Below are 25,495 nucleotides of genomic sequence, written 5' to 3'. Positions count from 1 at the left end.
AGCAACCACGGCTCTACCTCGGCGGACCACGGCTCTACCTCGCGGAACCACGGTTCTACCTCGGCAGACCAGGGTTCTACCTCGGCGGGCGGGCGGGGCTCAGGACGGGCGTGCGACGCCTGTCTCGTAGGCGAGGACGACCGCCTGGACGCGGTCGCGGAGGCCGAGCTTGCCGAGGACGCGGCCGACGTGGGTCTTGACCGTGGCCTCGGACAGGACGAAGCGTCCGGCGATCTCGGCGTTCGTCAGACCCTCGCCGAGGGCTTCGAACACCTCGAGCTCGCGGGCGGTGAGCTCGACGAGACGCGGGTCGTCGCGGCCGGTCGTCGCGGAGCCGGGTGCCGCTGCGCCGTCCTCGGGGAGCTGGCCGGAGAACATCTCGAGCATGCGGCGCGTGATGCGGGGCGAGACGGCGGCGTCGCCGCTCGCGACGGCGCGGATCGCGCCGACGAGCTCACCAGGCTTGGCGTCCTTGAGGAGGAAGCCGCTCGCACCCGCCCGCAGGGCGGCGAAGGCGTACTCGTCGAGGTCGAACGTGGTGAGGATGATGACGCGTGACACCGGCTGGGCGGCGACGATGCGTTCGGTCGCCTCGATGCCGTTCGTGCCGGGCATCCGGACGTCCATGAGGACGACGTCGGGCCGCAGCGCCGACGCCTGCGCGACGCCCGTCTCGCCGTCGCCGGCCTCGCCGACGACGTCGATGTCGTCCTCGGCCGCGAGGATCATGCGGAAGCCCATGCGCAGCAGGGCCTGGTCGTCGACGAGCAGCACCCGGATCGGCGCGGCAGCACGGTCAACGCCCTCGGTCATCGGTGCTCCTGTCGTTCGTGCCGGGGTCGAGGTCGAGGCGCAGGCTCGCCCGCACCTCCCAGCCGGTGCCGCTGGGCCCTGCCGTCACGGTACCGCCGTAGACGGCGGCCCTCTCCCGCATCCCGATGATCCCGCGCCCGGTCCCGACGGGGACGCCGGGCGGGTGCTGATCGGCGATCGACGGCGGGAGGTCGCGCCGGTCGGCGCCCGCGCCCTCCCCGGGGCGGCGACCCGCCTGGTTGACGACGCGCAGCTCGAGCCAGTCCGCGCCCGGTTCGGCCCGGCGCGAGACCTCGACGAGGACGACGGGAGAGAGCGGTGCGTAGCGCAGCACGTTGGTGAGCGCCTCCTGGACGATGCGGTGCGCCGTCTGCCGCAGGGCGGGGCCCGGCGTCGGCTGCGGCCCGGAGCGCACGAGCCGCACGGCCAGGCCGGCGGTGCGGAAGCGCTCGACGATCTCCTCGAGCTCGGGTGTCTCGTGCACGGGGGCGAGGGGCGCGGCGGTCTCGCCGCCGGGCTCGCGCAGGACGCCGAGCACGCGCCGCATGTCGGCGAGCGCCGCGCGCCCGGTCGCGGTGAGCTCGTCGAGCGCGTGCCCGGCGAGCTCGGGGTTCTTCGCGCCCGAGGCCTTGGCGCCGTCCGCGAGGGCGACCATGACGGTGATGGAGTGCGCGACGACGTCGTGCATCTCCCGGGCGATGCGCGCGCGCTCCGCGGCGGCAGCGAGCTGCGACTGCTGGTCCCGGTCACGTGCGATGGAGTTGGCGCGCTCGACGAGGTCGGAGACGTGCTGGCGTCGAGCCCGGACGTTCGTCCCGATCGCGAGGGCGACGAGGCAGAGGATCACCGTGACGAGGATGCCCACGACGCGGTCGACGGTCGCGCGGCCGGGCTCGACGGTCTGACGTACGAGCTCGCCGTCGTCCATGGTGACGATGTCGTACCAGAGCAGGGTCGCGGCGGACAGCGCGAGGACGACGATCGCGAGCACCGGCCAGGCGATCCGTGACGGGCGCGACGCCGCGACGGCGTACACGGCGAACATCCCGGCGACCTCGAACCCGGAGGTGTCGCCGGTGACCGCGATGGCCACGACCCCGAGCGCGGCCAGGGCGACCGCGACCGTCACCGGCCGCCGACGCCGCCAGTACAGAAGCACCCCGCCGGCGAGGAAGAAGACGAGCGACAGGGCGGTCGAGCCGCGCGGCTGCTCCGCGAGGAGGACGTAGAGCAGGCCGGGCACGACGAAGAGCGCGACGATCACCCAGTCCATGACGACGGGGTGCCGGGCGAAGTAGCGGCGCACCGGGCCGAGGCGGCGCGCGTCGAGCTCGGTGAACGGTTCGGGCGCTGCCCGCATGGCGAGCGGTGCCGGCGCGGACGGGCCGCTCGGCGTCGTCGTGCTCGGGCGTGTCACGGCCGACGCCGGACGAGCGGGCTGCTCGTCCGGCGTCGGCGGGGTGGTGGACGGGGTGGTCACGCGTCCCGGCGCTTGAGCACGAGGGCCGCCACGCCGAGCGAGACGACGGCCCAGGCCGCCATCGCGGCGGTCGCGGCGCCGGGCGAGAGCACCTCGGTACCGCCGGCGTCGGCCTCCGTGACCACCATCATCGCGGTGGCCAGGTTCATGGGCAGGAACTTCGCGATGTCCTGGACCCACTCCTGGCTGAGGAAGCTCGCGACGAGCGGGAGGACGAACAGGAAGGCGACGAGCGTGAAGATGGACCCGGCCGAGTGGCGCATGATCGTGCCGACGCCCACCGCGAGGAGCGCGACGAGCGCGAGGTACCCGGCGCACGCGAGGATGACGCGCTGCACGACGGAGTCGCCGAGGTCGGGCACGAGGTCGTTCCCGGAGAGCATGGGCATGGTGACGAGGTACGACAGCGCGATCCCGACGAGCGCGACGACGAACGTCACGACGCCGATGATGCCGGCCTTGGCCCACAGTGCGGGCAGGCGCGTCGGGACGGCGCTGAGCGTGGAGCGGATCATCCCGGTCGAGTACTCGCCCGTGACGACGAGAGCACCGAGGACGGCCACGGAGAGCTGGGCGAAGATGTAGCCGAGGACGATCGCCTGGACCGTCGAGATGTTGCCCATCTCGGCAGCCATCTCAGGGTTGTCGGCGGCGAGGTTGAACGAGGCCGCCATGGACATGCTGAACAGCACCATGACGACGATCGTCGTGCCGATGGTCCACCACGTGGAGCGCAGCGAGCGGAACTTGATCCACTCCGAGCGCAGCACGTGGCCGAACGTGAGGCGGTAGGGCGAGGTGCGGGACGCCGTCGGGCTGGTCGCGCCGGGGGCGACGGTGGTGGCGCTCATCGCTGCGCTCCTTCCAGGGAGTCGGTGGCGGCCGGGGCGCCGGCGGGCGCGGTGCCCGTGGCTCCGTGGCCGACGTGGATCTGGGCGGACTCCGTCTGGTACTCGACCGAGTCCGCCGTGAGGGCCATGTAGGCGTCCTCGAGCGTCGACGCGACGGGCGTGAGCTCGTGCAGGACGAAGCCCTTCGCGGCGGCGAGCTCGCCGATGCCGGGCGCGTCCGCGCCGCTGACGACGAGCAGGCTCGGCTCGTCGCTCGTGACGGTCGCGCCGTCGCGCGTGAGCAGCTCGGCGAGCTGGGTCGCGTGCGGCGTGCGGACCTTGACCGTGCGCTGCTGCGTGCCGTTGACGATCTCGCTCACCGGGGCGTCCGCGATGATGCGGCCCTTGCCGATGACGATGATGTGGTCGGCGGTGAGCGCGACCTCGCTCATCAGGTGGCTCGAGAGGAACACGGTGCGGCCCTCGGACGCGAGGTAGCGCGCGAGGTTGCGGACCCACAGGACGCCCTCGGGGTCGAGTCCGTTGACCGGCTCGTCGAGGATGAGCGTCTTCGGGTCGCCGAGCAGCGCGGACGCGATGCCGAGGCGCTGGCCCATGCCGAGCGAGAAGCCGCCCACGCGCTTCTTGGCGACCGTCTGCAGGCCGGTCATCTCGATGACCTCGTCGACGCGCTTCGTCGGGATGCCGTGCGTCGCGGCCATCGCGAGGAGGTGGTTGTAGGCGGAGCGCCCGGTGTGGACGGCCTTCGCGTCGAGCAGCGCGCCCACCTCGGTGAGGGGGGAGCGGTGCTGCGCGTACGGGCGCCCGTTGACGATGACGGTCCCCGCGGTCGGCCGGTCCAGGCCCATGATCATGCGCATGGTCGTGGACTTGCCGGCGCCGTTGGGGCCGAGGAAGCCGGTGACGGTCCCGGGACGCACGGTGAACGAGATGCCGTCCACCGCGGTCTTGGGCCCGTACCGCTTGGTCAGGCCTCGTGCTTCGATCATGACTTCGCCCCTCCGAGGGTCGTTCGTCCGGATGGATCTGGCGCTCGCGGGCGGGGGTCGCGCCGGTCGTGCCGGGGACCTCACCGCGAGGTACGTCTCGAGCCTAGGGACGCACACGACGTCGGGCAGCCACCTTGCGACGTATCTTGCCGCGGGCGTGGGCCGGGCGGCGTACACCGCGCGGCGTACGCGGTGCGCCGTCGGGTGGTCCGCAGGTCGGCACTTTGGCCTCCGCGGCCGCGAAAGTCGCCGGGAACAGTGACCGCGACTCGCACGTTCCCTAGGATGAACGTCAGGCCAGCGACACCCGACTCGAGGCAGATGCCGATGACGAGGCCCGCTGCGAGAGTGGACGCCGCGACCAGGAGGAGCTCATGAGCAATCCCGTCTTCAACAACAGCGCGGTCTTCGGTGATCCGAAGAACCAGCGCGGTGGGGCAGCCACGCAGGCCGGCCCTGCGTACGGGACCCCGCCCGCACAGGGCCAGGGGCCCGCGTACGGCACGCCGCAGCAGGCGGGCCAGTGGGGCCAGTACGGTGCCCAGGCCGCGGACGCGGCGACGCTGAACCAGATGTACGACGCGCCGGCAGCCACGACCGCCGACACCAAGCGCCTCACGTACGACGACGTCATCATGAAGACCGGCGGGCTGCTCGCGCTGCTCGTCGTCGTGGCGGCCGGTTCGTGGTACGTCACGCCGCAGATGCCGGCGCTGTGGATCGGCGGTGCGGTCGTCGGCCTGGTGCTCGGCCTCGTCAACGCGTTCAAGCGCAACCCGAGCCCGCTGCTCATCACGCTGTACACCGTCGCCCAGGGCGTGTTCCTCGGTGGGATCAGCCGGTTCTACGAGGAGCAGTGGAGCGGCGTCGTGCCGTCCGCCGTCGTCGCCACGATCGCGACGTTCGCCGCCGCACTGTTCCTCTTCAAGTCCGGCAAGGTGCGCGTCACCCCGAAGTTCACGCGCTGGCTGCTCATCGCGATGGTCGGCTACCTCGCGTTCTCGCTCGTCAACGTCGTGCTCCTCATGTTCGGCGCGCTCGACGGCTGGGGCCTGCGCGGCGGGACGCTCGGCATCGTGATCAGCCTCGTCGCCGTGGGCCTCGCGGCTGCGTCCCTCATCGTCGACTTCGACTCGATCAAGCGCGGCGTCGAGGGCGGCGTGCCCGCCAAGTTTGCGTGGTCGGCAGCGTTCGGCCTGCTCGTCACGCTGATCTGGCTCTACCTCGAGTTCCTGCGCCTCTTCGCCATCCTGCAGAGCAGCGACTGACGGCCGAACCCATCCGTGGGTGCATGAAATAGTCGCGGTCGAACGCGTTCGCCGCGACTATTTCATGCACTCAGCGGGGGTCAGACGGGGAGGCGGGTGGTCGCCGAGGCGAAGCCGAGCCAGGTGTGACGGTTGCCCGCCCAGCACCAGCCGACCTTCGGGGCGCCGCGGCGCTCGCGGCCGTCGCGACCCGTGCCGTTCGAGATCCAGACGGCGGGCGTGCGGGTGTCGAGCGTGCCGTTCGGCTTCCGCAGGCGTGAGCCGATCGTCATGTAGCAGTGGTTCCGCGCGACGACGTCCGGCACCTGGAGCGCCCAGTGGATCCCCTCGTGCAGCAGCAGGGGAGTGCGCCCGCGACCGGCGATCTCCGGCAGGGCCTCGTCGGGCGACCAGTTCGCCATGTCGTCGCCGCGGTCGAGGCCGACGACGACGTACAGCGGGCCGTCGGGGACCTCGATGCCCTCGATCGGGGAGAAGCGGTCGACGTCCGGCATGTCGACGACGACGAACCCCTCCTTCTCGCCGCCGCGCACCGGGAGCCGGAGCAGGGGAGCCAGGACCGACGGCGGGGCGAGCCGCGGGTCGACGACGAGCAGGGCGCCGTCGGGAGCCGTCGCCGCGAGCGTGGCGGCCCGGGCGCGGAGCTCGTCCGCGGAAAGCCCCGCGATGGTGTGGACGCCGAGCGCGACGAGGCGCTCGGCCTGGACGACGACGTCCGGCAGGTCGGGCAGCGCCGGCGCGTCGGCGGTCGCGGTCTCGGGTGCGGTCGGCTGCGGGACTGTCGTGGTCTCGGGCACGGATCACCTCTCGGTCGGGGTCGGTCGAGCGAGTAACGCTCTACACCGTACGGGAATTCCCGTTCCTCATGACGGGCCCGCGCGGCGGGCACCCGCCGACGCGATGTACCCGTTCCCGGGATCGGGGATGATCGGGAGATGAGATACGCAGAGCACGTCTCCGAGCTGGTCGGCGGCACCCCGCTCGTCCGGCTGTCCCGTGTCACCGAAGGCCTCAGCGCGACGATCCTCGCCAAGGTCGAGTACGTGAACCCCGGCGGCTCCGTGAAGGACCGCATCGCCCTGAAGATGGTCGAGGCCGCGGAGGCCTCGGGCGAGCTGCGCCCCGGCGGCACGATCGTCGAGCCCACGTCGGGCAACACCGGTGTCGGCCTCGCGCTCGTGGCCCAGCGCAAGGGCTACGAGTGCGTGTTCGTGTGCCCCGACAAGGTGAGCCAGGACAAGCGGGACGTGCTCCGCGCGTACGGGGCGCGCGTCGTCGTGACGCCGACCGCCGTCGCGCCCGACCACCCCGATTCCTACTACTCGGTGTCCGACCGCCTGGTCCAGGAGATCCCGGGCGCCTGGAAGCCCAACCAGTACGCCAACCCGAACGGGCCGTTGTCGCACTACGAGTCGACCGGACCCGAGGTGTGGGCGGACACCGACGGCCGAGTGACCCACTTCGTGACCGGCGTCGGCACCGGCGGCACGATCACGGGGACGGGTCGCTACCTCCAGGAGGTCTCGGCGGACCGTGCGGAGGCCGACGGCGGTCGCGTGCGCATCGTCGGCGCCGACCCGGCGGGGTCGGTCTACTCCGGCGGCGACGGGCGGCCGTACCTCGTCGAGGGCGTCGGCGAGGACTTCTGGCCGGCGGCGTACGACCCGGAGGTCCCGGACGAGATCATCCCGGTGAGCGACGCCGACTCGTTCACGATGACGCGTCGCCTGGCGCGTGAGGAGGGTCTGCTCGTCGGCGGGTCGTGCGGTATGGCGGTCGAGGCGACGTTGCGACTCGCGCGCCGGCTCGAGGACGAGGACCCGGAGGCGGCGGCGCGCGCCGTGATCGTCGTCCTGCTGCCCGACAGCGGTCGGGGCTACCTGTCGAAGATCTTCAACGACGCCTGGATGCGGTCGTACGGGTTCCTGCCCGACGAGGAGGGCGTCACCGCGGGGGACGTCCTGCGTGCCAAGGACGGGCGCCTGCCCGACCTCGTGCACACGCACCCGAGCGAGACCGTGCGCGACGCGATCGAGATCCTGCGCGAGTACGGCGTCTCGCAGATGCCCGTCGTCGGCGCCGAGCCGCCCGTGAAGATCGGCGAGGTCGCCGGGTCCGTGAGCGAGCGGGAGCTGCTCGACGCGGTGTTCTCCGGTCGGGCCTCGCTCGCCGACCGGGTCGAATCCCACATGGAGGTGCGCTTCCCGCTCATCGGCGCGGGCGAGGGCGTCGAGGCGGTCCGTGCGGCGCTGCACGACGACGACGCGCTGCTCGTCGTCGAGGACGGCGACCCGGTCGGCGTGCTCACGCGCCACGACCTCCTGGGCTTCGTCGCGGCCCGCTGACCGTCGCGACGTCTCGCCGAACACGACGTTGGTGCCGTTATCGCCCGGATAACGACACCGACGTCGTGTTCGAGGGCGATCAGGGTCGTGCTCGACGGAGCGCGACGACCGCGAGGAGCGCGCACCCGACGCCGAGCAGGACGCCGTGCGCGACCCGGAGGCCCGGGCCGCCCCAGAACTGCGGCAGCAGCAGGACCAGGCCCAGCGCGAACGGCAGGGTGAACCACAGCCGTGCGACGCGGCGGAGGGCGAACGCCGTCAGCACGCCGGCCACCGCGAGGAGGATCAGGCCGGTGCCGAAGAGCGCGACGGCGAGCGTGCCCGAGCGGAGGTCGGTGACGACGTCCAGGAACCCGGTACCGCCCGGGTCGCCCGTGGCGACGGCCGACGCCGCGACCGCCTGGATGCCGAACATCTCCGCGCCGTAGTAGAGCGAGGCGAGGAACCCGCCGGCCCAGACGAGCCCGGTCGCCGACGCGAGCAGGTTCGTGGTGCGGGTCGTCGCGCCGGGCGCGACCACCGAGCGCAGGCCGAGCAGGGCCGGTGCGAGCAGGCCGATCGCGAGGATGCCGCACAGGTGCGCCACGACCCACCGGTCGGACGCGAACGCGGCGGCGAGCTCCGCGGTCGGGCGGGTCTCGTCGGGCCAAGGACGCAGCGCGGGGAACAGGACGAAGCCCGCACCGGCGGCGAGGAACGCGGCGGCCGTCAGGCGCGAGGTCCGCCGGGGGGCGGTCGACGTCGTCGAGGTGGGCGCAGTGGTGGTGGTCGAGCTCATGGGAGCCTCCGGGGTTCGGGGATCAGGACGGACGGGAGAGCGAGGCGAGACCGGCGAGGATCGCGTCGACGTGGACGTCGAAGCTGCGGTCGAGGTCGTCGGGCAGGCGGTAGCCGCCGCCGAGCTCGAGCGCGACGAAACCGTGCAGGCTCGCGCGCACGGAGCGGATCGCGTCGATCGTGCGGTCCTCGGGGAGGTCGAAGCCGCGCAGCACGGCGGCGACGACCTGGACGCTGCGGCCCGCGGTGACGGACAGCGTGGCGTCGGCGGTGTCGTCGGGGTCGGGCGCGACCTGCACCGCGGCGTAGCGCCCGGGGTGCGCGTGCGCGAACCGGCGGGTCGCGTGCGCGAGCGCGGCGACGGCGTCCGGCCCGGCGAGCCCGACGGTGGCGTCCGTCATCGCGCGGGTGAGGTCCTCGACGGACACGATCGCGACCTCGCGCCGCAGCGCGGCGAGCGACCCGACGTGCTTGTAGAGGCTCGGCGTCGTGACGCCCACCTGCGCGGCGACCTTGGCGAGCGTGAGATCCGTGAAGCCGGTCGGGCCGCCCGCGTCGACGAGGTCGAGCGCGATCCGCACGACCGCGCCGTGCGACAGGCCGGCCCTAGCCACGAGTGGTGCCCTCGCCCACGGCGCCTTGGCCGGCGTGCTCGTCGCGCGGGTGCGCGGCGCCGTCGGGCAGGCCGGCGAGGAACGCGAGTGTCGCGGACACGACCTCCTCGGGCGCCTGGAGCTGCGGGTAGTGCCCGACCTCGGGGAGCACGAGCGTCGTCGCGCCCAGGGACTCCTCGGCCCACGCCGCCTCGGCCGCGGGGTCGGCGTAGTCGGGGTCGAGCGCGCCGAAGACGGCGAGCGCGGGTGCCTGGACGCGGGCGACGCGCGGCTCGACGACGCGGTGGTCGAGCTGGAGGCACAGGTCGCGGAACGAGCGCAGGCGCCCGAGCTCGGAGAGGTTGGCCCGGATCGCGGCCTGGTGGGAGGCGAGGCGCTCGGGTGTGCGGCCCTTGTTCAGCGAGCCGTAGAACGACGCCCAGAACGCCGCGCCCCACGGCCGGGCGAGCGCCACCCGGTAGAGCACGCGCATCGCGCGCAGCCTCGCGGGGGAGGAGGGCTCGCGGAGGAACCCGTCGAGCAGGACGAGCCCGCGCACGAGGTCAGGACGGTCGGCCGCGGCGATCACGGCCGCCGAGGCCGCCATCGAGTTCCCCAGGAGGACGGCCGGTCCGGCGCCCAGGTGCTCGACGAGCGCGACGTAGTCGGACGCCGTGGCCTCGTCGCCGTGCGTGGTGAACGTCGTGTCGCTGTCGCCGTGGCCGCGCAGGTCCGCCACGACGACGCGGTAGCCGGCGGCGACGAGGTGGGGAACGACGTCGTCGTAGGTGGCGCGCAGGTCGCCCATGCCGGGCACGGCGACGACGAGCGGGCCGGAGCCCTGGTCGGTGTAGGCGAGGCGCCCCTCGGCGCGGGCGACATGGCGCACGGCGGGCTTCTGGTTGGTGGTCATAACCGAAAGGCTAATGGCATTAGCCACCGAGCACAAGAGGTCTCTTCGAGACACCACGAGCGGGCCTGCGCGGCCCGCGTAGGGTAAGGAGACCCGTGTCCGCGCGGGCGTCCTGCACCCGATGAGAGGCATCCTCGTGACCGACCAGCCCACCCTTCCCACCGCCTCGGGATCGTTCGGCGACAAGCCGACGCTCACGTTCCCGGAGACGGACGCGCCCGCCGGCCTCCAGGTCGTCGTGCTCTCCGAGGGTGACGGCCCGGCCGTCACGTCGGGGCGGAACATCGTCGTCCACTACCTCGGGCAGACCTGGGGCGGCCAGGTGTTCGACAATTCCTACGACCGCGGCAACACCATCGCCTTCCCGATCGGCGTGGGCGCCGTCATCGGCGGCTGGGACAAGGGCCTCGTGGGCCAGAACGTCGGCTCGCGCGTCATGCTCTCGATCCCGCCGGAGCACGGCTACGGTCAGCGCGGCGTGCCCCAGGCCGGCATCGGCGGCACGGACACGCTCGTCTTCGTGGTGGACGTCGTCGACGTCCAGTAGTCCTCCGTGAGATAGCGACGAACCGGGCGAGACAGCGACGTCCAGCACCTCTTCGTGCTGGGCGTCGCTATCTCGCCGGGACCCGGACCGACCGGGTCACGGTGAAGCGGCGGTCGCGCGCGACCTGGGTCGTGGGCCCGACGGTCCGCTCCAGCGCGGGGCGGTAGCGCAGGTGCGAGTTCCACACGCACCACAGCTCCCCACCGGGGCGCAGGATCCGCCCCGCCGCGGCGAACATGCGGTGCGCCGCGTCCGTGCGCAGCGCCGCGCCGTCGTGGAACGGCGGGTTGAGCAGCACGACGTCGGCGCTCGCGTGCGCGAGGGACGCGCCCGCGTCGTCGCGCACCACGCGCACGCGCTCGCCGACACCGTTCGCCCGCGCCGTGAGCGCTGCCGACCGCACCGCGGCGTCCGAGCGGTCCGCCGCGACGACCCGGGCGTCCGGCCAGCGTCGGGCCGCCCACGCGGCGAGCAGGCCCGTGCCGCACCCGAGGTCGACGACGTCGCGCGGCTCGCGCCCGGATGCCGCACCGCGGTCCGTGGCCGGGTCGCCGGACCGCGTGCCGGTGGTGCCGGAGCGGTCGAGCTGCGTGGCGCCGTCGAGCACCGGGGTGCAATCGAGCTGGTCGAGGAGGAAACGGGTCCCGAGATCGAGGCTCGCACCGGCGAAGGCAGCGCCGTACGCCGCGACCGTGAGCCCGACGTCGGGCAGCTCCACCGTGACGGGATAGGTGAGGCGGCGCTCCTCGCGCGGCACGCCGTCGCCGGCGGCGCGCGGCGAGCGCGCGGCGAGCACGCGCGACTTGCCACGCGCGAGGCTGGCGCGCACGTCGCCGAAGGACTCCCGCAGGACGTCGTTCATCGCCGGGGTCATGTGCTTGACGCGGCCGACGGCGAGCAGCACGACGTCGGGCTCGGCCTCCCGGGCGACGTGCTCGGCCACGTCTCGCAGTGCAGCGAGCCCCCGGGGGAGGCGGAGCAGGACGACGTGGGCGCCCCGGAGCAGGGCCGGTCCGAGCGCCTGGCGCGCAGAGGCGCCCGAGAGCCCGAGCGCGGACGCGTTCGCGTCGAGCGCGGCCTCGTCGGTGCACGCGTCCTGGTGGACGCGCACGGGTGCCGGATCCTCACCGGCCGGTGCCGCGGCGCCGGCCGCCGTCGCGTCGAGAGTCAGCGCCGCCGCGCCCAGGGTGAGCGCGCCGAAGCGGTCGTCCACGACGGCGACGGCGCCCGGACCGGCCGCGGCGACGAGGGGGGCCGCCTCGTCGAGCAGCAGGCGGTCGGCGGCGTCGACCGCGACGGGCGCGTCCTCGCGAGCGGGCCCGTCACCCCGAGGCGTCTCGCCGGTGCGCAGCCGCGCGAGCAGTCCGTCGAGGTCGGGCGGGAGGGGCGTCACACACCCAGTCTCCCCGACCCGGGCCGCCCGGGTCTCCACGCCCGGCGCGCGATGCCGAACGTCGCCGCGCCGCGCGCACGTCCGCGCGCTACTGTGCGGGTCCGCCGTCGTGAGGAGAGGGCCCATGGACGTCCCGCGCACCCTGGCCGAGTCCCGTGCCGCGGGTCGCGCGCTGCGCGACCGTTTGCCGCGCAGCAGCCACGGCGAGCTGCACCTGCCGGAGCGGGACCCCGTCGCGATCGTCGCGGAGCAGAACGCGGGTCGGCTCGCCGACCTCGTCCCGCTGCGCATCGGTCGCATGGTCGAGTCGCCGTTCGCGTACTACCGCGGCACGGCCGCGACGATGGCGCACGACCTGCGCCTCGACACCCGCACCGGCGTCGAGGTCGTCGCGTGCGGCGACGCGCACGTGTCGAACTTCGGGCTCTTCGCCTCGCCCGAGCGGCGCCTCGTCTTCGACCTCAACGACTTCGACGAGGCGGGCGACGCCCCGTGGGAGTGGGACGTCAAGCGGCTCGCGGCGAGCGTGCACGTCGGCGGCCGGGACAAGGGCATGAGCGAGGAGGAGTGCACCGACGCCGTGCGCCTCGCCGTGCGCGGGTACCGCGAGGCGATGGCCGAGCTCTACGCCCTGACCGCCCTCGAGCGGTACTCCTACCAGGTCGAGACGGCGACGCTCGAGTCGAGCATGCGCAAGGCCGGTCGCCAGGAGCTGCACCGCCTCGAGCGCAAGGCGCGGCGCCGGACGTCGGAGCAGGTCGTGCAGCGGATCACCGCGCGCACCGACGACGGACGCACCCGGATCGTCGACCAGCCGCCGGTGACCCAGCACGTCGGGCACGCCACGGTGGAGCAGCTCGCCACGCTGTTCGACCGCTACCGCGACTCGCTGCGCGGGGACGTGCGGCTCCTGCTCGGCCAGTTCACGCTGGTCGACTACGTGCTGCGCGTGGTGGGCGTCGGCAGCGTCGGCACGCGCTGCTACATCGTGCTGCTCGAGGGACCCGACGGCGAGCCGCTCGTCCTGCAGGCGAAGGAGGCCTCGCCCTCGGTGCTCGCGACGTTCGGGGGCATGGCGGACGCGCTCCCGTCAGGCGTCGCACCGCTCGGGCTCCGGCACTCGCAGGGCCGTCGGGTCGTCGTGTCCCAGCGGATCCTCCAGGCCCAGTCCGACCCGTTCCTCGGCTGGATCACCGGAGACCTGGGCGGGCTCGTCGGCGGTGGTCCGCACGCGGACCTCTACTGGCGCCAGTTCCGGGACATGAAGGGCTCGGTCGAGCTGGACCGGCTCGCGCCCGAGCAGTTCGCGGGCTATGCGGTGCTGTGCGGCCGGGTGCTCGCGCGGGCGCACAGCCAGTCGCCCGGCACGCGGGTCACCTACGGGTACCTCGGCCGGTCGGAGGTCTTCGACGACGCCGTCGCGCGCTGGGCGCGCGCGTACGCCGACGTGGTCGAGAGCGACTTCGCGGCGCTCGAGGCCGCCGTGGCGAGCGGGAGGCTCCCCGCCGAGCGTGGTGCGTGACGACGTGTCGGGACGGGCGCCGTCGCGCGTCCCGCGGCACCGTCCCCGAGCGGCCCGATCGTAGGCTGACGCCATGAGCGAGCCGACGCCGTCGACCGATCCCGCGGTGCACGCCTCCGGGCGCGCGGTCCTGCCGCGGCTGGCCGTGGAGTACTGCACGCAGTGCCGCTGGCTCCTGCGCGCGGCGTGGGTCGCCCAGGAGCTGCTGCAGACCTTCCGCACCCGGCTCGGGGAGGTCGCGCTCGTGCCCGGCGTCGACGGCGTCTTCCGCGTGACGCTCGACGCCGGGGACGGCCCCGTGCTGCTGTGGGACCGCAAGACCGAGGGCGGCTTCCCCGAGGTCCCGGACCTCAAGCGGCGCGTGCGCGACGCCGTGGCGCCGGACCTGTCGCTGGGTCACACCGACCGCGTGGCCACGCGGCCGGCGGGCGACGACGCCGCGGTCGAGGCGGACTGAGGCGCGCTGCTCAGGCCTTCTTCGCCCGGGCGGCGGCGAGCCGCTCCTCCTCGGCGCGGACCTTCTTCTGGATATCGCGCTCCTCGGCGAGCCACGAGGGCGGGTCCTGGCGCAGGTCGTCGATCTCCTGGGTCGTCATCGGCTCGGTGAGCCCGCCGCGGGTGAGGCCTGAGATCGAGATGCCGAGCCGGCCGGCGACGACGGGGCGCGGGTGGGGGCCGTTGCGGCGCAGCTCGCTCAGCCACTCCGGAGGGTTCTTCTCGAGCTCCTCGAGCTGGGAACGCGTGATCGTGCCCTCCTGGAACTCCGGCGGCGTGGCGGGAAGGTACACCCCGAGCTTCTTGGCCGCGGTGGCGGGCTTCATGGTCTGCGCGGACTGCTTGGGGGTCATGGGCTCCAGGGTAGTCGGCCGACGGTGGTCGGGCGTCGGCACGAGGCGTCGGCCGGGCCTCTAGGGTTGTGGGGTGGACGACGATGCGGGCACGGCCCCCGAGGGAACGACCGACGACGGCAACAGCGGGCCGCGCTTCCGGCTGGCCTACGTGCCCGGCGTCGTCCCGGCGAAGTGGGTGCGCACGTGGCGCGAGCGGCTCGTCGACGTGCCGCTCGACCTCGTCGCCGTCGAGGCGGCCGACGCCGAGCGCGCGCTCCGCGACGACGAGGCGGACGCCGCGATCCTGCGCCTGCCGGTCGACCGCGACGTCCTCAGCGCGATCCGGCTCTACGAGGAGACGCCGGTGGTCCTCGTCTCGCGCGACCACCTGCTCGCGGCGCTCGAGCCGGACGAGCCCGTCGCGCTCGCCGACCTGGTTGACGAGGTGCTGCTGCGCCCGCTCGACGACGTCGTGCCGTGGGCCGGCGAGCCGGGGGCCCCGGACGACGCGCCCGAGCCGCCGGGACGACCGGCGGTCGAACGACCCGCCACGACGGGCGACGCCGTCGTCCTCGTCGCGGCGGACGTCGGCGTGGCGGTCGTGCCGCAGTCGATCGCGCGCCTGCACCACCGCAAGGATGTGACCTACCGGCGCCTGGAGGACGCGCCCACGGCCCCGGTCGCGCTCGCGTGGCTCGCCGACCGCGACGACGACCTCATCGAGGAGATGGTCGGGATCGTGCGCGGGCGCACGGTCAACAGCTCGCGGGGGCGCCGGGCCGAGGCGTCTCCCGAGGAACCGGCGGCGACGCGCAAGCAGGCGGGCCGCGGCACGACGGGGAGCCAGGACGCGCGCGGCGGGACGGGGCGTGGCGGAGGGCGTCCGAGCGGCGGCAAGCAGGGCAAGGGCGCGCAGAAGGGGCGCGGCGCGCGCGGCCGTGGGGGGAAGCGCCGATGAGCCTCGGCCATTCATAGGCCTTGACTTATATAACTGTCGGGTGAACCATGGAGGTCATGGAAGCGTTCGACGTCCTCGGCGACCCGGTGCGTCGTCGGATCCTCGAGCATCTCGCCCAGGGTGAGCGGCCGGCGGGGGAGCTCGCCGCGCTGCTCGGCGAGGAGTTCGGGATCAGCCAGCCGGCCGTCTCGCAGCATCTCAAGGTCCTGCGGACCAGCGGCTTCGCCACGGTGCGCCCCGAGGGGACGCGGCGCCTCTACACGCTCGACCCCACGGCGCTCGACGAGGTCGAGGACTGGGCCGCAGGCCTGCGCCGGTTCTGGGAGCAGCGCCTCGACGCTCTCGGCACCGAGCTCGCGCGTGGAGCGCGCGAGCGACGCCGGGCCACCGCGGCGGCTGCGGCCGTCCGGGAGGCTGACGGCGAGCGCCCGACCGACACCACCAGGAGGACAGCATGAAGGACTTCATCACCGAGCTCGAGGCCGCCCGGCGCGCCGTCGGGACCGGCGCGCTCCCCGCGGGCGAGGCCCGCGTGATCACGATCGAACGGACGTACCCCGCCGACGTCGAGGACGTGTGGGACGCCGTGACCGACCCCGAGCGGATCCCGCGCTGGTTCCTGCCGGTCACGGGGGAGTTCCGCGTCGGGGGGACGTACCAGGTCGAGGGCAACGCCGGGGGCGAGATCCGGGTCTGCGACGCTCCTCGTCTCCTGCGGCTCACGTGGGTCATGGGCCCGCCGACGCCGGAGGACTCCTCGATCCTCGAGGTGCGGCTCGCGTCGGCGTCCGACGGTGGCACGACCCTCACGCTCGAGCACACCGCCGTCGTGCCGCCCGAGATGTGGGACCAGTTCGGGCCTGGCGCCGTGGGCGTCGGCTGGGACGGGGCGCTGCTCGGCCTCGGACTGCACCTGGGCGGGGCGGAGCCCCTGGACCCTCAGGCCGTCCTCGACAGCCCCGAGCTGCGCGCGTTCAACGTCGCGAGCAGCGAGGCTTGGGGCGCCGCGCTCGCCGCCGCAGACGGGCTGTCCGCGGACGAGGTCGCCGCGCGGGTCGCCGCCACGACGGCGTTCTACGTCCCCGCGGACGACGCCCCCGACGCCCCCGACGCGAGGTAGTACCGCCATCTGCCGAGGTAGTACCGCGGTCTGCCGACGTAGAACCCGGACCACGGCGCGGGTCGCGCAGGGCGTGCACTTCCCGCACGACGTCGTCGCAGGGGCGGCGGTCGGCGTCGCGGTCGTCGTCGCGGCGGTGACGGCGCTCTCGGGCCCGGCGACCGTCGCGGTCACCGCGGCGTGCCGCGTCGACAGCGTGCACCGCGTGCTCCTGGCCCCCCAGGTCTGACGACTCCGGACGGGCACGGGGTGGCGCGGTCGTGCGGGGCACCGGACGCAGGCCCGTGGCGTCCGCCTCAGCGCGGGACGGTCACGAAGACGTCGAACAGCTCGGGGTGGTGCGCGTGCACGAGCACCGCGAACACGACGAGGTCGAACAGCAGGTGGACCGCGACGACGTACGTGAGCGACTTGCTCCACGAGAAGATCCAGCCCTGGACGAGCGCGAACGGCACGGTGAGCAGCGGACCCCACTCGCGGTAGCCGAGCTCCCACAGGAACGACACGAACACCGCCGCCTGGAGCAGGTTCGCCGTCCACAGTCCGAAGTGCTCCCGGTACAGCGCGAACACCACGCACACGAAGAACAGCTCGTCCCAGATCCCCACCGCGTTGACCCCGACGAACAGGCGGGCGATCTCCTGGCCGCCCGTGATCTCGGGCCAGTTGAGGTAGGCGCCGGAGCCGATGAAGTAGTACGGCAGGATCAGGTACCCCGCCGCCACGACCACGACGAGGTAGATCACCTGCCCGCGCGACCAGCGCCGTCCCGTCGCCACGGGGAACGTGATGACGCGCTCCCGGAAGACGAACCGCGACAGCGCCCAGGGGACCAGGACCGCGAGCGACAGCACGACGGCGAAGCGGGCGATCCCGGCGTCGGACAGATCTGCCTCGAGCGAGATGGTCGAGATGATCGCCATACCGGTCCCGACGAGCGCGAGGTCGCGCCCGAGGCGTCGGTCCACCAGCAGCCCGAGCGCGATCCCGAGCACGAGCGGCACGTACCCGAGGGGGCGCACGTGGACCGCGAACAGCAGGACCGCGGAGCCCGAGACGAGCACGGCGGCGAGCAGCCGCAGGGGAGAGCCGACCGCCCAGGGCGGGCGAGCGGCGTCGGGCACGGGGACGAGGGCAGGTGACGTCACCTGCACACGGTGCCATGATGCGAGGCGTGGAGCGACGCCCCGAGCGGCATCCGGACCGACGCAGCGAGCTCGACGCGGTGCGCGCACTCGTCGTCGTGGGGCTCGTGCTCTTCCACGCCGCGCTCGTGTTCGACGCGCGCAACGACTTCTACGTGAAGAACGCCGAGACGGCCGAGCTGACGACGTTCGTCGTCGCGCCCGTCGTCGTGTTCGCGATGCCGTTGCTCTTCGCCATCGCGGGCATCGGTGCGTGGCACTCGGTGCGCTCGCGCGGGGCGGGCGGGTTCGCGCGCGAGCGCGTCCTGCGGCTGGGCGTCCCGCTGCTCGTCGCGCTCGTCCTGCTCCTGCCGCTCCCGCAGTACCTGCGGGCCCGCGGGGAGGGCACCTGGACCGGCTTGTACTTCGAGTTCTGGCCGCGGTTCTTCGACGTGCGGTTCGAACCCGGCGACTTCCCGTTCGTCGTCGACGGCGAGCACTTCGAGACGGGTCACCTGTGGTTCGTCGTCCTGCTGCTCACCGGGGCGTGCGCGCTCGCCGTGCTGGTGCGCGTCGTGCCCGACGACGTCGCGCACGGCGCGCGCGAGCGGCTCGCCCGGGCGTCGGTCACCCGGGGATCGGTGCTCGTCCCTGCGGTCTTGGTCGGGGTGGTGTGCGCGGCGCACGAGCTCGAGGAGGGGTTCGCGGCGTGGAGCCGGTGGGGCTACCTCGCGTTCTTCCTCGCCGGGTTCGTGCTCGCGTCCGACGACCGGTTCCGGGTCGCGGTGCGCCGCGACGCCGGGATCGCGGGGCTCGTCGGGATCGGCGTGTTCGGGGCCGGGATGGCGCTGTTCCTCGGCCCGGCGGGCGAGGTCGACGCGTTCACGGGCGACGGCGCCGCGGCGCTCGCGTTCCGGTTCCTCTACGGCGTCGCCGGCTGGTGCTGGGTCGTCGCGCTCCTCGGCCTCCTCGACCGGTGGGGCGTGCGACGCCGGTCCGCGTCCGCAGCGGCGACCGTCGCCGCGGCGTCGACCACCGTCGCGGGCGAGCCGAGCGCCGGGGGCGCGCTGCGTCGTCGTGCCTGGGCGTACCTCGGGGCGGCGGTGCTGCCGCTGTACGTGCTGCACCAGCCGGTCGTGGTCGCCGTCGCGTACCCGGTGGTGGGCTGGGACCTGCCCGCGGTGGCCAAGTACGTGGTGATCGTCGTGGTCTCGTCCGTCGTGCTGCTCGTGGTGTACGACCTGCTCGTCCGGCGCACGCGCGGGACGCGCGTCCTGCTCGGCCAGCGCGCCTGAGGCCGCTCAGAGCTCCTCGTCACCGCAGGGTCCTGGTCGTTCGTGCGCCCGTCAGGATGGGCGAGGTCGCTGGGGGTGCCGACGCCCACGGTTCGCGCGTCGGCTCGCCCGCGAACGACTCGGTGCTCAGGCGCGCTGATCGAGGTCTGCAGTGGTGCGTGCCGTCTCAAGTCCGTGGAGCGAGACGTACCGCTGTCGCTGGACGTAGGCAGATCCGCGGCCGGTGGCGAGGTGTGCGATCGGCCGGGCCAGCGACCTGTGTCGCGGATCGCCGGGCGCCGAGAGCAGGAACACCTGGTAGCGGCCTTCGGTCCATCCCGCCTGGCATGCGGCGGGTATCAGCCGGGCGATGCGACGATCGAAACGGTCCGAGGATCTTTCGAGCCGTACAACCTCCTCGTCGGTCCACTCGACGTCGTCTCGACGGTGCTGAATCATCGGCACGTCCGCCTTGATCTGCTGGTCGACATAGAAGGCGATTCTCTCGACAGGGCGAAAGGCCCGCGCGGCTTGACATACGTAGGCGTGGTGCTGCTCGTACAGTGCCCATGCATCGCGAGCCGGCACGACGACGGTGTCGTCGACCGTGACCGGACGTTCGCGGTAGACGTCCATGACGCGTGAGCACTGTTCCAGCCATCGGGCGGCAACGGGGTCGATGAATCCCGCGAGCTCGACGATCTGCCGGATCTCGAACGGGACGTCGACGTTCACCATGGAGTCGTGGTGGGCGAGCCAGTTCCGGAACTTCCGGACTCGTTCCACAGCCGACGAGATCTGCTTCCTCCGCCCGTCGCTGTACGGAAACGCGTGGCGGACCGCGTCTCGCCACACTTCTTCGTAGCGCGACCCGAGCAGTCCGGACCAGAATCCGAAGCTGAGTCCGGCGACGATCTGGTGTCGACTCTCCTGACCTCGAGGGCGCAGTCGAGCCCGCACCACGTCTACCTGCTCGGCGACGGCCTCCCCTCCGGGCGTCGGAAGGAGGAACCAGGGGATCCCGACGTCGGGTTCGCGAGAGTGCTCGGCGAGCGCCCGGTCGAGAGCGTTGCGCATCAGGACCTCGAGATGCCCGACGATCTCGAACGCCGCCGAGGCCGTGCGACAACTCCACTCGTAGAGCTCGAGCGCTCGTTGCCTGTCGCCGTCCGCAGCTCGCAGGTACGGTGCCATTCTCGGTTCGGACAGCAGGTCCCAGACCACCAGCGATCGGGGCGTGCCGTCGCGCCCCTCGGCGTCTGCACCGTTCTCGTCCGCCCCCTCGACCCGAGTCATAGCGGGATGATAGCGTCGACGACGAACGCCCCAGTGCCGCCTCTGATGCAAGCGCCTGGGGCTTACTCATGTCCTGCAACGGCCCCGTCGGTAGCCAATGACCCGGCGCGCCATGCGGGAGCAGGGAGACCGTACGATCCCACCGTGACGATCCTGCCGGTGCCCGAGCGCCACGAGATCCAGGCGTTGTGGACGGCGCTCGTCTGCGGCGATGTGAGCCGTGAGGACGTACATCGCTGGGCCGATCCGCACGTCATGGCGGATCCCGACTCCGGTCTCGAGCCACTGGTGATGACTGCGCTCCAGCACCTGCACGGGTTCGACATGACGCATCCTCCCGGACAGCCACACCTCACCGCGCACGGGGCGCCGGGCGAGTACGTCCACGACGAGGAGCACATCCGTGCGGAACTCGAAGCATGGCTTGCCTCGTGTCGAAAGTACAACGCGGATCCTGAGGCGTGGACCACGGCGCTCCACGACCGGATCCGACTCATCGGGCCGGGAGAGCCTGACAGCTGAGCACGTCTTGCGAAGCGGACGGCCCTCGATCCAGTGGATCAAGGGCCGTCGGGTGTGACTCGCGTGGGTTACGCGGCGTCGGGGAACGGGACGCCCGTGGTCGCGTGGCAGCGGTAGCCGTTCGGGTTCTTGGCCGAGCTCAGATACTGCTGGTGGTAGTCCTCGGCGTAGTAGAACGGGCCGGCCTCGGCCGCGGGGCGCATCTCGGTCGTGATCGGGTCGTAGCCCTTGGCCTCGAGGACCTTCCCGTAGCGCTCGGCGGTCTCCCGGACGGCCTGCTCCTGCTCGGGCGTCGTCCAGTACACGGCGGACCGGTACTGCGTGCCGACGTCGTTGCCCTGGCGGTAGCCCTGGGTCGGGTCGTGCCGCTCCCAGAAGATCTTGAGCAGCTCCTCCTCGGAGACCTTCGCGGGGTCGTAGGCGACGAGCGCCGTCTCGGTGTGCCCCGTGCGTGCGCTGCACGCCTCCTCGTAGGTGGGGTTCGGCGTGGTGCCGCCCATGTACCCGACGGCGGTGCTCACCACGCCCGGCACCTGCCAGTAGATCTCCTCCGCGCCCCAGAAGCAGCCCATCGCGAGGTAGAGCACGCGCGTTCCCTCGGGCCACGGGCCGGTGAGGGACTTGCCGAGCACGGTGTGCGGTCGCGGGCTCTGCAGGACGGGGGACTGGCGGCCGGGGAGGGTGTCCTCGGGGGCGACCATCGTAGTCTTGCCTGACGAGCCGAAGATCGCGTCGAAGATCGAGTTCATCGCTTACCTCCTGAAAGGGGTGCTGGACGGCCGGGGCGCTGCCCACGACGCATCGGCCGGCACCCACTGCAACGCCCCACGGGGGCGCACTGTTCCAGTGTCTCCCGGGCGAGCGGGCGTCATCGGGCGCCGTACGCTGGCCGGGTGAGCAACCCCACCGGCGAGCACCGCGACTGGACGACCACCGGCTTCTCCACGCGCGCGATCCACGCGGGCCAGGACCCGGACGCGACGACGGGCGCCGTCGTGCCGCCCATCCACCAGGTCTCGACGTACAAGCAGGACGGCGTCGGCGGCCTGCGCGGCGGTTACGAGTACTCGCGCTCGGCCAACCCGACGCGCACCGCGCTCGAGGAGGCGCTCGCCGCGGCGGAGTCCGGGGAACTGCGCCCGACGGCGGACGGGTCGCCCGCCGCGCGCGGGTTCGCCTTCGCGTCGGGGCTCGCCGCCGAGGACACGCTGCTGCGCGCGGTGCTGCGTCCCGGCGACCACGTGATCGTGCCCGACGACGCGTACGGCGGTACCTACCGGCTCATCGCCCGGGTGTTCGGGCCGTGGGGGGTCGAGCACACGCCGGTCGACCTCTCGGACGTCGCGGCCGTGCGTGCGGCCGTCCGTCCCGAGACGCGGGTCGTGTGGGTCGAGACGCCGACCAACCCGTTGCTCGGAGTCAGCGACATCGCGGCGCTCGCGGGCGTCGCGCACGACGCCGGGGCGCTGCTCGTCGTGGACAACACCTTCGCGACCCCCTACCTGCAGCAGCCGCTCGCGCTCGGGGCGGACGTCGTCGTGCACTCGACGACCAAGTACATCGGGGGGCACAGCGACGTCGTCGGGGGAGCGCTCGTCGTCGCGACGGGCGCGCAGCTCCCGGGCGGCCTCGCGTCACCCGCGGGCGGGACGGACGTCGCGGGCGCCGTCGGCTTCCACCAGAACGCGTCGGGCGCCGTCGCCGGGCCGTTCGACGCGTGGCTCACGCTGCGCGGGCTCAAGACGCTCGCGGTGCGCATGGACCGCCACCAGACCAACGCGGCCGCGATCGCGGACTTCCTCGAGGCGCACCCGGCCGTGACCGAGGTGATCTACCCCGGGCTCGCGTCGCACCCCGGGCACGAGCTCGCCGCGCGGCAGATGAGCGGGTTCGGCGGCATGGTCGCGTTCCGCGCGGGCAGCGAGGCCAGGGCACTCGACGTGTGCGGACGGACGCAGGTCTTCACGCTCGCCGAGTCGCTCGGCGGGGTCGAGTCCCTCATCGAGCACCCCGGGCGCATGACCCACGGCTCCGTCGCCGGCACGGCCCTCGAGGTCCCCGACGACCTCGTCCGGCTGTCCGTCGGCATCGAGGACGTCGAGGACCTCGTCGCAGACCTCACCCAGGCGCTCGCCTAGCGGGCCGAGCGTGAGGTGTGGTCATGACCACGCCTCTACCGCGCGGGACCACGCCTCTACCTCGGCGGGAGGAGATTCTGCGCACAACGGCCGCGTCGCGCGGTGATCACCGGCGCACGTCGCGGGGCGCTCACCTAGTGTGGGCCCGTGAGCGCGCAGACCGACCAGCACCAGGCCCCCGACCCGCTCCCGTCCGGGCGCCCCGGCACGACGGCGGTGCCCGACTCCGTGCGGTCCGCCGCGGCCTGGTCGTGGCGGCTCCTGCTCATCGGCGCGGCGATCGCCGCCACCTTCTGGGTGATCGCCCAGCTCAAGGTGATCATCGTGCCGATCGCCGTCGCGCTGCTGCTCACGGTGCTGCTCACGCCCGTGCAGCGGTTCTTCCGGCGCCTCGGGATGTCGCGCGGCCTCGCGTCGGGCGCGGCGCTCATCGGGCTGATCCTCGTCGTCGCCGGGCTCGTGACGCTCGCCGGCCAGCAGATCGTCAGCGGGTTCCAGGACCTGCGCGACCAGGCCGTCGAGGGCTTCCAGACGTTCACGGACTGGCTCGCGGACGGGCCGCTCGGTCTCGACTCCGTGACGCTGGACTCCTACCTCGACCAGGCCCAGACCGCGCTCTCGGAGAACCAGAGCAGCATCGTCTCCGGAGCGCTCGGCGCGGCGACGACCATCGGGCACGTCGTCGCGGGCGCGCTCATCGCGCTGTTCTGCACGTTCTTCTTCCTGCTCGACGGCCGGACCATCTGGTCGTGGGCCGTCGGGCTCCTGCCGTTGCGCGCTCGGGACTCCGTGCACCAGGCCGGACGGCGCGGGATCGTCACGCTCTCCGCCTACACGCGCACGCAGATCCTCGTCGCGGCGGTCGACGCGGTCGGCATCGGGATCGGTGCGGCGTTCTTCGTCCCGAGCCTCGCCCTGCCGCTCGCGATCCTCGTTTTCATCGGCTCGTTCATCCCGATCGTCGGTGCGATCGTCACCGGCTCGATCGCGGTGCTCGTGGTCCTCGTCGCGAACGGCTGGCCGGCCGCGCTCGCGATGCTCGGCATCGTCCTGCTCGTGCAGCAGATCGAGGGCCACATCCTCCAGCCGTTCCTCATGGGGCACGCGGTCTCGCTGCATCCCGTCGCCGTCCTGCTCGTCGTCGCGGCGGGCAGCTTCGCGGCGGGGATCGTCGGCGCGCTGTTCGCCGTCCCGATCGCCGCGGTCCTCAACACTGTGGTCCTCTACCTCCACGGGCACGACAAGTTCCCCGAGCTCGGTACGGACGACCGCGTCGTCGTGCGGGGCAGCCCGCAGGCGCCGGTGGTCGCGCGTGCGGAGGCCGACCTCGAGGACGCGGCCGTCCGGCGTCGGCCCCGTCGCCGGGGCGAGCGCTCGGACGACGACTCTCCCGTCGTCGGGCCGCAGGACGCGGGCGGGCCCGCAGCCGAGGACGAGCGGTGAGCGCGGGCGAACCCGCCACGGTCACGCTCGACGACGTCCGCGACGCCGCGCGGCTGCTCGACGGCGTCGCCTACCGCACGCCCGTCCAGTCGACCCGCGCGATCAGCGAGGCCGCGGGCGTCCGGGTCCTGCTCAAGTGCGAGAACCTGCAGCGTGCCGGGTCGTTCAAGGTGCGCGGTGCGTACGTGCGCATGGCGCGCCTGAGCGACGAGGAGAAGGCGCGCGGCGTCGTCGCGGCGAGCGCGGGCAACCACGCGCAGGGCGTCGCGTTCGCGGCGGGACTGCTGGGCATCCACGCGGTCGTCTACATGCCGGTGGACGCCGCGCTGCCCAAGGTCGCCGCGACGCGCCAGTACGGGGCGGAGGTGCGCCTCGTCGGCGCGGACGTGGACGAGACGCTCGCGGCCGCGCGCACCGAGGCCGAACGCACCGGCGCGGTGTTCATCCACCCGTTCGACCACCCCGACGTCGTCGCGGGCCAGGCGACCATCGCGCTCGAGATCCTCGAGCAGGTGCCCGACGTCCGGACCGTCGTCGCGCCGCTCGGGGGCGGCGGGCTCGTCGCCGGCCTCGCGGCGGCGTTCGCCGAGGCCGCGCCGCACGTGCGCGTCGTGGGCGTGCAGGCGGCGCGCGCGTCCGCCTACCCGGGCTCGCTCGCCGCGGGGGAGCCGACGACGGCGCGTCTCGCCGCGACGATGGCCGACGGCATCGCCGTGGGAACCCCCGGCTCGGTGCCGTTCCGGATCGTCGCGCGGCACGGCGTCGACGTGCGCACCGTCACGGAGGACGAGATCTCGCGGTCGCTGCTCATGGTGGCCGAGCGCGCGAAGCTGCTCGTCGAGCCTGCGGGCGCGACGGGCGTCGCGGCGCTCCTGTCCGGGGCTGCCGCGGTCGACGCGGGGACGGCCGACCCGGTCGAGGGGCCGGTCGTCGTCGTGCTGTCGGGCGGGAACATCGACCCGCTCGTGCTGCTGCGCGTCGTGCGGCACGGCCTCGCGGCCGCCGGCCGGTACATCCAGCTCCAGGTGCTGCTCGACGACCGTCCCGGGGCGCTCGCGCGACTGCTCGAGGTCGTCGCCACCACGCGCGGCAACATCATGCACATCGACCACGACCGCACCGACGTGGGCCTCGCGATCGGGGAGGCGTGGGTGCGCATGCAGGTCGAGACGAAGGGCCCGGAGCACTGCGACGAGCTCGTCGCTCACCTGCGCTCCGAGGGCTACCGCGTCGAGCGCAGCGACGGCGGCGCGCCCGTCACCTGACGGTGTGCCAGGCGCGAAGCGGCCCCTCCGACAG

General features: G+C 73.3%; 27 protein-coding genes. 14 read left to right on the top strand and 13 right to left on the bottom strand.

Going from position 1 to position 25,495, the window contains the following annotated elements:
• Window positions 1-99: 99 nt before the first annotated feature.
• From AC4H2H_RS18340 to AC4H2H_RS18325, 4 genes are read right to left on the bottom strand one after another with little or no spacing between them, the layout of a single operon-like run.
• Complete coding sequence (locus AC4H2H_RS18340) at window positions 100-813, bottom strand: response regulator (RefSeq protein WP_494372265.1); 714 nt, start codon at window positions 811-813, stop codon at window positions 100-102.
• Window positions 797-2,293, bottom strand: a complete 1,497-nt coding sequence (locus AC4H2H_RS18335) for a sensor histidine kinase (RefSeq protein ID WP_494372264.1) — start codon at window positions 2,291-2,293, stop codon at window positions 797-799. Before AC4H2H_RS18335 ends, AC4H2H_RS18340 begins: the two co-directional genes overlap by 17 nt.
• Window positions 2,290-3,144 (bottom strand): ABC transporter permease subunit, encoded by an 855-nt coding sequence (locus tag AC4H2H_RS18330; protein WP_494372263.1) that lies wholly within the window; start codon window positions 3,142-3,144, stop codon window positions 2,290-2,292. The genes AC4H2H_RS18335 and AC4H2H_RS18330 overlap by 4 nt, the downstream gene beginning before the upstream one ends.
• Entirely contained in the window at window positions 3,141-4,133 is a 993-nt protein-coding gene (locus tag AC4H2H_RS18325; RefSeq protein ID WP_494372262.1) for an ABC transporter ATP-binding protein, read from the bottom strand. The genes AC4H2H_RS18330 and AC4H2H_RS18325 overlap by 4 nt, the downstream gene beginning before the upstream one ends.
• Window positions 4,134-4,507: 374 nt before the next feature.
• Between AC4H2H_RS18325 and AC4H2H_RS18320 the strand changes: the two genes are divergently transcribed.
• Window positions 4,508-5,401 (top strand): Bax inhibitor-1/YccA family protein, encoded by an 894-nt coding sequence (locus AC4H2H_RS18320; protein WP_494372261.1) that lies wholly within the window; start codon window positions 4,508-4,510, stop codon window positions 5,399-5,401.
• Between the two features lie 80 nt (window positions 5,402-5,481).
• Here AC4H2H_RS18320 and AC4H2H_RS18315 read toward each other — a convergent pair whose 3' ends face one another.
• The gene (locus AC4H2H_RS18315; protein ID WP_494372260.1) at window positions 5,482-6,198 is read right to left on the bottom strand and encodes a DUF5701 family protein; all 717 of its coding nucleotides are present in this window, start codon (window positions 6,196-6,198) and stop codon (window positions 5,482-5,484) included.
• Between the two features lie 138 nt (window positions 6,199-6,336).
• Between AC4H2H_RS18315 and AC4H2H_RS18310 the strand changes: the two genes are divergently transcribed.
• On the top strand, window positions 6,337-7,746 hold the full coding sequence (locus tag AC4H2H_RS18310; protein ID WP_494372259.1) for a cystathionine beta-synthase: 1,410 nt from the start codon (window positions 6,337-6,339) through the stop codon (window positions 7,744-7,746).
• 79 nt (window positions 7,747-7,825) lie between these two features.
• On the opposite strand, the gene AC4H2H_RS18305 is transcribed toward AC4H2H_RS18310, so the two are convergent.
• From AC4H2H_RS18305 to AC4H2H_RS18295, 3 genes are read right to left on the bottom strand one after another with little or no spacing between them, the layout of a single operon-like run.
• Entirely contained in the window at window positions 7,826-8,524 is a 699-nt protein-coding gene (locus tag AC4H2H_RS18305) for a hypothetical protein (protein WP_494372258.1), read from the bottom strand.
• Between the two features lie 22 nt (window positions 8,525-8,546).
• A complete protein-coding gene (locus tag AC4H2H_RS18300; protein ID WP_494372257.1) occupies window positions 8,547-9,137 on the bottom strand; it encodes a TetR/AcrR family transcriptional regulator in 591 nt (196 codons plus the stop codon).
• Window positions 9,130-10,029 (bottom strand): alpha/beta fold hydrolase, encoded by a 900-nt coding sequence (locus tag AC4H2H_RS18295; RefSeq protein ID WP_494372256.1) that lies wholly within the window; start codon window positions 10,027-10,029, stop codon window positions 9,130-9,132. The genes AC4H2H_RS18300 and AC4H2H_RS18295 overlap by 8 nt, the downstream gene beginning before the upstream one ends.
• Before the next feature lie 136 nt (window positions 10,030-10,165).
• Here AC4H2H_RS18295 and AC4H2H_RS18290 point away from each other — a divergent pair, with 136 nt between their 5' ends.
• Window positions 10,166-10,576 (top strand): FKBP-type peptidyl-prolyl cis-trans isomerase, encoded by a 411-nt coding sequence (locus AC4H2H_RS18290; RefSeq protein WP_494372255.1) that lies wholly within the window; start codon window positions 10,166-10,168, stop codon window positions 10,574-10,576.
• A 67-nt stretch (window positions 10,577-10,643) separates the two neighbouring features.
• Here the strand turns inward: AC4H2H_RS18290 and AC4H2H_RS18285 are convergent, their stop codons facing one another.
• Window positions 10,644-11,969, bottom strand: coding sequence for a class I SAM-dependent methyltransferase (locus AC4H2H_RS18285; protein WP_494372254.1), 1,326 nt, complete (start codon window positions 11,967-11,969; stop codon window positions 10,644-10,646).
• Window positions 11,970-12,093: 124 nt separating this feature from the next.
• Here AC4H2H_RS18285 and AC4H2H_RS18280 point away from each other — a divergent pair, with 124 nt between their 5' ends.
• On the top strand, window positions 12,094-13,491 hold the full coding sequence (locus AC4H2H_RS18280; protein WP_494372253.1) for a DUF2252 domain-containing protein: 1,398 nt from the start codon (window positions 12,094-12,096) through the stop codon (window positions 13,489-13,491).
• Between the two features lie 73 nt (window positions 13,492-13,564).
• Window positions 13,565-13,948 (top strand): Rdx family protein, encoded by a 384-nt coding sequence (locus AC4H2H_RS18275; protein WP_494372252.1) that lies wholly within the window; start codon window positions 13,565-13,567, stop codon window positions 13,946-13,948.
• A gap of 10 nt (window positions 13,949-13,958) precedes the next feature.
• Here AC4H2H_RS18275 and AC4H2H_RS18270 read toward each other — a convergent pair whose 3' ends face one another.
• The gene (locus AC4H2H_RS18270) at window positions 13,959-14,339 is read right to left on the bottom strand and encodes a DUF5997 family protein (protein ID WP_494372251.1); all 381 of its coding nucleotides are present in this window, start codon (window positions 14,337-14,339) and stop codon (window positions 13,959-13,961) included.
• A gap of 73 nt (window positions 14,340-14,412) precedes the next feature.
• On the opposite strand from AC4H2H_RS18270, the gene AC4H2H_RS18265 reads away from it, so the two are divergent.
• The 4 genes from AC4H2H_RS18265 (at window position 14,413) to AC4H2H_RS18250 (ending at window position 16,628) form a co-directional block, all read left to right on the top strand.
• Window positions 14,413-15,279 carry a LysR substrate-binding domain-containing protein gene (locus tag AC4H2H_RS18265; RefSeq protein ID WP_494372250.1) on the top strand — a complete coding sequence of 289 codons (867 nt, stop codon included), beginning with the start codon at window positions 14,413-14,415 and terminating at the stop codon, window positions 15,277-15,279.
• A gap of 56 nt (window positions 15,280-15,335) precedes the next feature.
• Window positions 15,336-15,737, top strand: a complete 402-nt coding sequence (locus tag AC4H2H_RS18260; protein ID WP_494372249.1) for an ArsR/SmtB family transcription factor — start codon at window positions 15,336-15,338, stop codon at window positions 15,735-15,737.
• Entirely contained in the window at window positions 15,734-16,399 is a 666-nt protein-coding gene (locus AC4H2H_RS18255; protein ID WP_494372248.1) for an SRPBCC family protein, read from the top strand. The genes AC4H2H_RS18260 and AC4H2H_RS18255 overlap by 4 nt, the downstream gene beginning before the upstream one ends.
• 73 nt (window positions 16,400-16,472) lie before the next feature.
• A complete protein-coding gene (locus AC4H2H_RS18250; RefSeq protein ID WP_494372247.1) occupies window positions 16,473-16,628 on the top strand; it encodes a hypothetical protein in 156 nt (51 codons plus the stop codon).
• 67 nt (window positions 16,629-16,695) lie between these two features.
• Here AC4H2H_RS18250 and AC4H2H_RS18245 read toward each other — a convergent pair whose 3' ends face one another.
• On the bottom strand, window positions 16,696-17,523 hold the full coding sequence (locus tag AC4H2H_RS18245; protein WP_494372266.1) for a CPBP family glutamic-type intramembrane protease: 828 nt from the start codon (window positions 17,521-17,523) through the stop codon (window positions 16,696-16,698).
• 50 nt (window positions 17,524-17,573) lie between these two features.
• Between AC4H2H_RS18245 and AC4H2H_RS18240 the strand changes: the two genes are divergently transcribed.
• Entirely contained in the window at window positions 17,574-18,818 is a 1,245-nt protein-coding gene (locus tag AC4H2H_RS18240; protein ID WP_494372246.1) for an acyltransferase family protein, read from the top strand.
• A gap of 126 nt (window positions 18,819-18,944) precedes the next feature.
• Here AC4H2H_RS18240 and AC4H2H_RS18235 read toward each other — a convergent pair whose 3' ends face one another.
• The gene (locus tag AC4H2H_RS18235; RefSeq protein WP_494372245.1) at window positions 18,945-20,093 is read right to left on the bottom strand and encodes a hypothetical protein; all 1,149 of its coding nucleotides are present in this window, start codon (window positions 20,091-20,093) and stop codon (window positions 18,945-18,947) included.
• Window positions 20,094-20,237: 144 nt separating this feature from the next.
• Here AC4H2H_RS18235 and AC4H2H_RS18230 point away from each other — a divergent pair, with 144 nt between their 5' ends.
• A complete protein-coding gene (locus AC4H2H_RS18230) occupies window positions 20,238-20,615 on the top strand; it encodes a hypothetical protein (RefSeq protein WP_494372244.1) in 378 nt (125 codons plus the stop codon).
• Window positions 20,616-20,683: 68 nt separating this feature from the next.
• Here the strand turns inward: AC4H2H_RS18230 and msrA are convergent, their stop codons facing one another.
• Window positions 20,684-21,364, bottom strand: coding sequence for a peptide-methionine (S)-S-oxide reductase MsrA (gene msrA / locus AC4H2H_RS18225; RefSeq protein WP_494372243.1), 681 nt, complete (start codon window positions 21,362-21,364; stop codon window positions 20,684-20,686).
• Window positions 21,365-21,508: 144 nt separating this feature from the next.
• Between msrA and AC4H2H_RS18220 the strand changes: the two genes are divergently transcribed.
• The 3 genes from AC4H2H_RS18220 to ilvA all read left to right on the top strand — a co-directional run bounded on the left by AC4H2H_RS18220 (window position 21,509) and on the right by ilvA (window position 25,461).
• A complete protein-coding gene (locus AC4H2H_RS18220) occupies window positions 21,509-22,753 on the top strand; it encodes a cystathionine gamma-synthase (protein ID WP_494372242.1) in 1,245 nt (414 codons plus the stop codon).
• A gap of 147 nt (window positions 22,754-22,900) precedes the next feature.
• Window positions 22,901-24,196 carry an AI-2E family transporter gene (locus AC4H2H_RS18215; RefSeq protein WP_494372241.1) on the top strand — a complete coding sequence of 432 codons (1,296 nt, stop codon included), beginning with the start codon at window positions 22,901-22,903 and terminating at the stop codon, window positions 24,194-24,196.
• Window positions 24,193-25,461, top strand: a complete 1,269-nt coding sequence (ilvA, locus tag AC4H2H_RS18210) for a threonine ammonia-lyase (protein WP_494372240.1) — start codon at window positions 24,193-24,195, stop codon at window positions 25,459-25,461. The genes AC4H2H_RS18215 and ilvA overlap by 4 nt, the downstream gene beginning before the upstream one ends.
• Window positions 25,462-25,495 lie beyond the last annotated feature (34 nt).

The organism is Cellulosimicrobium sp. BMG9.22 (genome assembly GCF_059159975.1).
The sequence above is the reverse complement of the archived record's forward strand: the minus strand, read 5'-3'. Positions and strand labels throughout refer to the sequence as shown.

Excerpts from the sequence above, each read along its gene's own strand:
- AC4H2H_RS18295 (WP_494372256.1), bottom strand. The coding sequence starts at position 10,029 with ATGACCACCAACCAGAAGCCCGCCGTGCGCCATGTCGCCCGCGCCGAG.
- AC4H2H_RS18235 (WP_494372245.1), bottom strand. The coding sequence starts at position 20,093 with ATGACTCGGGTCGAGGGGGCGGACGAGAACGGTGCAGACGCCGAGGGG.
- AC4H2H_RS18320 (WP_494372261.1), top strand. The coding sequence starts at position 4,508 with ATGAGCAATCCCGTCTTCAACAACAGCGCGGTCTTCGGTGATCCGAAG.
- AC4H2H_RS18310 (WP_494372259.1), top strand. The coding sequence starts at position 6,337 with ATGAGATACGCAGAGCACGTCTCCGAGCTGGTCGGCGGCACCCCGCTC.
- msrA (WP_494372243.1), bottom strand. The coding sequence starts at position 21,364 with ATGAACTCGATCTTCGACGCGATCTTCGGCTCGTCAGGCAAGACTACG.
- AC4H2H_RS18280 (WP_494372253.1), top strand. The coding sequence starts at position 12,094 with ATGGACGTCCCGCGCACCCTGGCCGAGTCCCGTGCCGCGGGTCGCGCG.
- AC4H2H_RS18330 (WP_494372263.1), bottom strand. The coding sequence starts at position 3,144 with ATGAGCGCCACCACCGTCGCCCCCGGCGCGACCAGCCCGACGGCGTCC.
- AC4H2H_RS18260 (WP_494372249.1), top strand. The coding sequence starts at position 15,336 with ATGGAAGCGTTCGACGTCCTCGGCGACCCGGTGCGTCGTCGGATCCTC.
- AC4H2H_RS18270 (WP_494372251.1), bottom strand. The coding sequence starts at position 14,339 with ATGACCCCCAAGCAGTCCGCGCAGACCATGAAGCCCGCCACCGCGGCC.
- AC4H2H_RS18305 (WP_494372258.1), bottom strand. The coding sequence starts at position 8,524 with ATGAGCTCGACCACCACCACTGCGCCCACCTCGACGACGTCGACCGCC.
- AC4H2H_RS18275 (WP_494372252.1), top strand. The coding sequence starts at position 13,565 with ATGAGCGAGCCGACGCCGTCGACCGATCCCGCGGTGCACGCCTCCGGG.
- AC4H2H_RS18255 (WP_494372248.1), top strand. The coding sequence starts at position 15,734 with ATGAAGGACTTCATCACCGAGCTCGAGGCCGCCCGGCGCGCCGTCGGG.
- AC4H2H_RS18340 (WP_494372265.1), bottom strand. The coding sequence starts at position 813 with ATGACCGAGGGCGTTGACCGTGCTGCCGCGCCGATCCGGGTGCTGCTC.
- AC4H2H_RS18325 (WP_494372262.1), bottom strand. The coding sequence starts at position 4,133 with ATGATCGAAGCACGAGGCCTGACCAAGCGGTACGGGCCCAAGACCGCG.